This is a genomic window from Oleiphilus sp. HI0086 (genome assembly GCF_001635225.1).
Map to the genome: position 1 here is coordinate 1 of NZ_LWFZ01000637.1, position 6,309 is coordinate 6,309.

The window sequence follows — 6,309 nt, forward strand, 5'->3', positions numbered from 1 at the left end:
AAACGAGCCTTGTGCCTGGTGGGTCAGGGCATCATTCGGCGCACGATCGCTTTCTTCCAAAATCTCGGCATAGACCTTGGCGAAGATGCCAGAAAAAGGAATGATAATCGCCAACAAGCCAGTCAGCGTCGACAAGCCAAAGAACTGCAAAAACAGCAAAGCCCAAAAAATTTCATGAATTGAACGGATAAAGGCACAGCCAATACGGACCAAACGATGCTGAAAACATTGCGCCAACAGCAAGCCGAATACAGAAGAGATCGCCACACCGACCAAGGCAAAAGCCAAGGTGTTCAGCAAGCTGACCAGCAATTCATACCAAGAGAAAAAAGACGGGCTGACAAAACCCTGAGCAATACGACCTAGCTCTCCCCAAGGGTCTGCTGTAATGATTTCAAGGTCGGCAAAACAAAGGCAAATAAGCGCCAGAAACAAAAAGCCGGAGCTGACTCGATTAAGCGTCCACATAGCTTAACGACAGAGCTTTAAGTCAGGATGCTTAGGCACCGGCGTATTATCATGTTCGCCGGTGGGCTGCTGGGTATCGAAATCGGAATAGATTTGACGAAGCTTATCTGAGTCCAGTTCGGCAACTTGGCAATCTATCGCTAACTCACCGCCTTTCAAGCCGATGATACGATCGCAGTATTTCACGGCCAGTTCGGTATTATGGAGTGCTAAAACAACGCTCTGGTGAGAAGAGATGATCTTAGCGATCAAGCGCTCGGCTTGTAGCTCATCCACCGCAGAAACCGGCTCGTCGCCGAGAAAAATATCCCGTTCCTGGATCAGCGTTCGAGCTAATGCTGCACGCTGTTGCTGACCGCCAGATAAGGTCTCGGCACGCGCTTTCAAGTGTTCTTGTAAACCTAAAGATTGTGCAAGCAAGGCTACCTTTTTTTGAACCGCCTTCTGAGGAAAAAACAAATTCAAAGCGTTATAGAGAAAATTGTGCTTATCCAACTGCCCCATATAAATGTTATGGAACAAAGATAAACTGGGGACCAAAGCCGGCGCCTGCTGACAGAAGGCAATATCATCGGGGCGCAGCTGGTATAGTGCTTTGAGTAAAGTACTTTTACCTGCACCACTCTTGCCAAGCAGTGCGACTTTTTCACCGGCCTTAATTTCTATCTCCAAGTCACGCAGCACGGTATTACCTTGCCACGCTAAATCCTGCTTGGAGAGATGAAATATGGTTTTTGTCGGTGCCCCCGTATCAAGCATATTAGTCAATCAAACCAATGCTTTTAGCGGTATCCAAAATTGCCTGATAATCTTCGTTCTTCGCTTCAATAAAGGCTTTACGAGGAAAACGCGCTAGCAAGTCAGGGTCTTTCATATTCAACAAGGCTTGTTTAATCTTTCCACCAAAACCTTCACCCCAATGCGCGTCCACATCACCGCGTATGCTCCACTGGTAATCCTGGTACTGAGGTGTTTCCCAAATAACCTGAACCTTTTTTGGATCAATCTTACCTGCGGCTAGCTCTTTTTCCCAAACCTTGTAGCTCAACACACCAATTTCGTAGGCACCTGAGTTAACCAAAGCGGCTGTGCGTGAGTGATTACCACTAAAACCTATACGTTTGAACAACGCATCAGGCGCATCATTAAGGTGTTGACGGATATAAAACTCAGGCATCAAGCGACCCGATGTTGAACCTTTTGAACCAAAGGTCAGTGTCTTGTTAGCAATACCTTTTGGGAATTCATCACTCTTTTTTAAACCTGTAGAATGATGCGCAATAAAGTAAGTCTTGAAGAAGCGGTCTTCATCTCCCTGTGCGATCGCTTGGGAGCCTGGCACTAATAAGCGCGCCTGCACACCCGACAAACCACCAAACCAGGCTAATTGAACCTGATCATTTCGAAATGCTGTCACTGCAGCCGCATAAGACTTAACCGGCACATAACGTACCTCAATGCCTAAGGCCTTCCCTAAGTACTCAGACACTGCACCAAAGCGCTGCTCAAGCTGGGTGCTGTCCTGATCAGGGATGGCGGTAAAGGTAAAATCTTTCGCCTGCGCGCTCACCGCTAGGCTAAACAATATGATCAAGGTACTGAATAATTTCATTTTGAGTAGTGCTCCAATAGTGCGTCTTTGCTTCCCCGCAATACAATTCTTTCAGCCTTCTTTGAGAGCTGATAATCGTACATTGGGTCGTAGTAATCTTTTAGTAAATGTTCGATCCACTCCCGGTGAAGGCCGTAAGCCTCATCAGATTCTGAAGCAGAAAATTGTTGTTTGATCGCTCGTGCCATCATTTGCTGTAGATGATTCTTTCGCTCGCTACCCAAGCGGCGTTCTATTCTCCCTAAACTCTCAAACAGATAGTTAGAGAAATTCTCAATGCCCTGCTCTTCACCGTCCCGGCTTAAGTAGGCTTCGGTCATATCAATCACATAGTCTTGAAGCACTACATCGATTCGTTCTTCCAAAGGCGTTTCTAAGACAATTAAAGGGCAAGCAGACATGCGGTCTTTCAAAGTCAAAGGCAAAGCACAACGGCCAATCAAACGACTTTCGTCTTCCAGAAATACCGTGCCGCTATTTTGATGGCGCGCTTTTAATAGGGCGATGGATAGTTTGTTTTCAAAATCTATTTGGCTAGGTTGAGGGGTCAACATTCGACCAAAGCTAGAACCACGATGATGAGCCAAGCCTTCTAGATCGACGTAATTATTGAACTGCTTCAAAACGCGTGTTTTACCGGTGCCCGTTCGGCCACTAATAACGGTGAAGTCTAGCTCGCTGATTTGCGTTTCCATTTCGTCAATCAGAAAACGACGCATGGCTTTGTAGCCGCCTTTTATCAAGGGGTAATCCACACCTACGTCTTTAATCCAGCCTTGTGTGGTTCTTGATCGCAAACCACCCCGAAAGCAATACAAATAGCCCTGGGGGTTCTGTTTAGCAAAAGCCAACCAGGCCTCAAGCTTTTGGGCTTTATTTTCGCCACATACCAGCTCGTGTCCTAGTTCAATGGCACTATCCTGGCCTGATTCTTTATAACGAATACCAATCAAACGCCGTTCTTCATCATCCATTAAGGGTGCGTTGAGGGTATTTGGAAAGGCACCTTTATCGAACTCAACCGGTGCTCGAACATCCATTAGCGGAATATCATTCAGGAAAAGTTCGAGGTAGTTGTCTGTATCAGGTCTGTTGCTCATAGTGCTTAATAGTCAGGCGGTGCAAAGAAGGGGGAGATTATAGGGAAAATGCTTATGTAGAGCCATGCCTTATCTTTAAAACACTAGAACCAAAAGGCTTTAGAGCGCCACACTAATGAGTAAGCCAAGCCCTGACAGAAATAACAAACCCTTACACGCAGACATGAAATGGGCTTCACTCATTTTTGTATGCAAGCGATGTCCTAAGCTCGAACCAAGTAAGCAAGCCGGTAACAAAATTATGTCGATAATCAACAACGACGACACAGAAAAACCACTCTGTGACTGGGCGGCTAAGGCATACGGAACGATTTTAACCAGATTCATCATCGCAAAAAACATGGCAGCGCTTGCCAACCACGTGCGCTTGGGTAATCGTATCGTGGCCAAATAAATATTAATCGGTGGACCACCTGCGTGTAGCAATGTGCTGGTTAAACCAGACAAGGTCGCCCAAAAAAGACCTGCATAGGGCAGGTGAGCCAAAACGGGGCTCAACTGTTTCCACAGCGCGAATGCAATGCAAAATAAACCAAGCAAAGACTGTAACAAGCTACTGGACAATCCACCCAATAAATAGCCACCCGCGATGATGCCGACCAGTGCCGCGGGGCCGATCACTTTTATTTCTTGCCAGTTCACGCTGCGCCAATAATAGTGCATCGTCTTTGCGTCCATCACAATGAGAAGCGGCAACATTAAAATAGCGGCAACCGGCACGGGCATCACGAACGATAGTAATGGTACCGCGATAACACCCGCTCCTCCGGCAAAACCAGATTTTGAGATTCCCGTTATTAACACGCCAACCACGGCTAGCCCCCAAAATAGCGGGTCAAGCAATAATAGGCTTAGGTCATCAGTTGCATTCATCAGAATGTTTTCTCGCGTTATATTACAAGCAATTATCTTGGCGGGAGGTCAAACCAAAGAGCAGTCAAGCCTTCATCTTTGGCCGTAATAGATAGCTGATCTTTTATAATACCTAGACCATCACCTGGCTTTAATTCAAGCTTGTCAGTCGATGTAACGCCAAGTCCCTCCCCCTCAATTACATGCAAATAACCCACTCGCGCTTGAGCCGTCAATTCGTAGCGTTCTCCGGCGTTTAGCTGCAAGCGAAAAAGGCTCACATCCTGGTGAATACTTAGGCTACCGTTGCTTCCATCTGGCGTTACCAAAGCTGTCAGTGTCGAAGACTGTAAGATGGGCATTTGCTCGTAACTAGGTTCAATGAGTTTTACATTTGGACTGATCCAAATTTGCAAAAACTTCAATGCTTCGGTTTTAGATGCGTTAAATTCAGAGTGCATAATCCCTGACCCTGCGCTCATACGCTGAACCTCTCCCTCAGGCACTATAAAGTGATTTCCTGTGCTATCTCTGTGCTCGATAGCCCCCTCCAATATATAAGAAATAATTTCCATATCTCGATGACCATGATTATCAAAACCCGCACCGGGGGAAACCTCATCATCATTGATGACTCTCAGTACCGAAACTCCCATGTGATCGGCGTCGTAATAGTGACCAAACGAAAAGCTATGTTGGCTATTTAACCAAGAAAAGTTGGCCTTACCTCGTTCGTCAGCAGCTCGATAATAAAGCATGACAACTCCTTACTTTTGATGAAAATAGTGACTGAGATCGTTAGTTAGCTTTTTCCAACTGGTCTCGATCATGGGGTAAATCGAAATCTTGTTCAGGCCCTAAAGGAATGACCCCCGTCGGATTGATCGTAAGGTGACTGGCGTAATAGTGGGTTTTGATATGCTCAAAATTCACTGTCTGGGCCACCCCTGGCACTTGATACAGCTCGCGAACATAAGAACTCATCGCGGGGTAACTCGCTATCAGTTGTCTATTGGTTTTAAAGTGTCCAAAATAAACAGCGTCGAATCGAATCAGTGTCGTAAATAGACGCCAGTCAGCTTCGGTTAGTGTTGATCCACACAGATAACGCTGCTTAGACAGTAAGCCTTCTACCCAATCTAGGGCATCAAATAATTGATGGTAAGCGTCTTCATAGGCTTCTTGCGTCGTCGCAAAACCTGCACGATAAACACCGTTATTAATGCAGTCATAAATTCGTTCGTTAATCATATCAATCGACTCACGCAAGCCCTCTGGATAATAGTCATCAGTATTGCCAGTTAGGTGATTAAAGGCTGAGTTAAACATGCGAATAATTTCAGACGACTCATTACTGACAATCGTTTGGGTCTGTTTATCCCATAAAACCGGTACCGTAACCCGCCCCTCGTATTGGCTATCAGCGCGCATGTAAAGCTGGTAAGCGTATTGAAAACCGTACAGCGGGTCGGTAACTTCCCAACCGTTTTCTAACATTATCGGGTCGACTACCGTCACATCGATATAATCTTGTAGATTCTTCAGCTGGCGAAAAATCAACGTGCGATGAGCCCATGGGCACGCCAACGAAACATACAAATGGTAGCGGCCTTTCTCTGCCTTAAACCCCTTCTCACCCTGCGGGCCAGGTTGACCATCGGCGGTCAACCAACTTCTGAAGCGACTATCTTGGCGACGAAACTCACCTCCGCTATCGCTCGTGTCATACCACTGATCAACCCATTTCCCATCTTGTATTAAGCCCATGACCTTGTACCTCAATAACGATTATCAAAGTGCGATGTTTTGAGTCGCACTTAACTATCTGAATCTGATTAATCAACGTGTTGGCTAAACAGTCTTGTACGATAAAAGTGCCTTATCAATACTCAAACTACCTGCACCTCTAATCGTTAAGGTTGCGCTGATAACCAGTAATGCGAGCGCAAACTCATAACCGTTAGTTGCCATAAAAAATCCATTTTCAATGTGAGCCGTGACAATCGCCACAATCATAGTGATTGCCAGTACCAAGGCCGCTGGACGAACCAAAAAGCCAACTATCAGCAATAAACCGGCGAAGAATTCGGCACTCCCTGCAAGCCCTGCCATCAAGATACCGGGCGATAATCCAATCGACTCCATCCAACCCGCCGTTCCATCCAATCCATAGCCACCAAACCAGCCAAATAGTTTCTGACTGCCGTGTGCGGCGAATGTGATGCCCGCGCCAATTCGGATAGGTAGCGTGTCTAGGCACGCAGTCGTTGTGCTGAT

The 6,309-nt window shown here is 46.3% G+C and carries 8 protein-coding genes; all 8 read right to left on the reverse strand.

What is annotated here, in order from left to right:
* On the reverse strand, positions 1 to 468 hold a 468-nt coding region (locus A3756_RS08590), incomplete at its 3' end, for a PhnE/PtxC family ABC transporter permease (RefSeq protein ID WP_368664578.1).
* A gap of 3 nt (positions 469 to 471) precedes the next feature.
* Positions 472 to 1,227, reverse strand: coding sequence for an ATP-binding cassette domain-containing protein (locus A3756_RS08595; protein WP_068513591.1), 756 nt, complete (start codon positions 1,225 to 1,227; stop codon positions 472 to 474).
* 1 nt (position 1,228) lies between these two features.
* Positions 1,229 to 2,080: a putative selenate ABC transporter substrate-binding protein gene (locus A3756_RS08600; RefSeq protein WP_068513588.1), complete on the reverse strand. Its 852-nt coding sequence runs from the start codon at positions 2,078 to 2,080 to the stop codon at positions 1,229 to 1,231.
* On the reverse strand, positions 2,077 to 3,180 hold the full coding sequence (gene mnmH / locus A3756_RS08605) for a tRNA 2-selenouridine(34) synthase MnmH (RefSeq protein ID WP_068553334.1): 1,104 nt from the start codon (positions 3,178 to 3,180) through the stop codon (positions 2,077 to 2,079). The genes A3756_RS08600 and mnmH overlap by 4 nt, the downstream gene beginning before the upstream one ends.
* A gap of 99 nt (positions 3,181 to 3,279) precedes the next feature.
* Positions 3,280 to 4,053 carry a sulfite exporter TauE/SafE family protein gene (locus A3756_RS08610; RefSeq protein ID WP_068553335.1) on the reverse strand — a complete coding sequence of 258 codons (774 nt, stop codon included), beginning with the start codon at positions 4,051 to 4,053 and terminating at the stop codon, positions 3,280 to 3,282.
* Between the two features lie 32 nt (positions 4,054 to 4,085).
* A complete protein-coding gene (locus A3756_RS08615) occupies positions 4,086 to 4,790 on the reverse strand; it encodes a pirin-like bicupin family protein (RefSeq protein ID WP_068513578.1) in 705 nt (234 codons plus the stop codon).
* 40 nt (positions 4,791 to 4,830) lie between these two features.
* The gene (locus A3756_RS08620) at positions 4,831 to 5,799 is read right to left on the reverse strand and encodes a glutathione S-transferase family protein (protein ID WP_068553336.1); all 969 of its coding nucleotides are present in this window, start codon (positions 5,797 to 5,799) and stop codon (positions 4,831 to 4,833) included.
* A gap of 84 nt (positions 5,800 to 5,883) precedes the next feature.
* The gene (locus A3756_RS08625; RefSeq protein WP_068553337.1) at positions 5,884 to 6,309 is read right to left on the reverse strand and encodes a DoxX family protein; all 426 of its coding nucleotides are present in this window, start codon (positions 6,307 to 6,309) and stop codon (positions 5,884 to 5,886) included.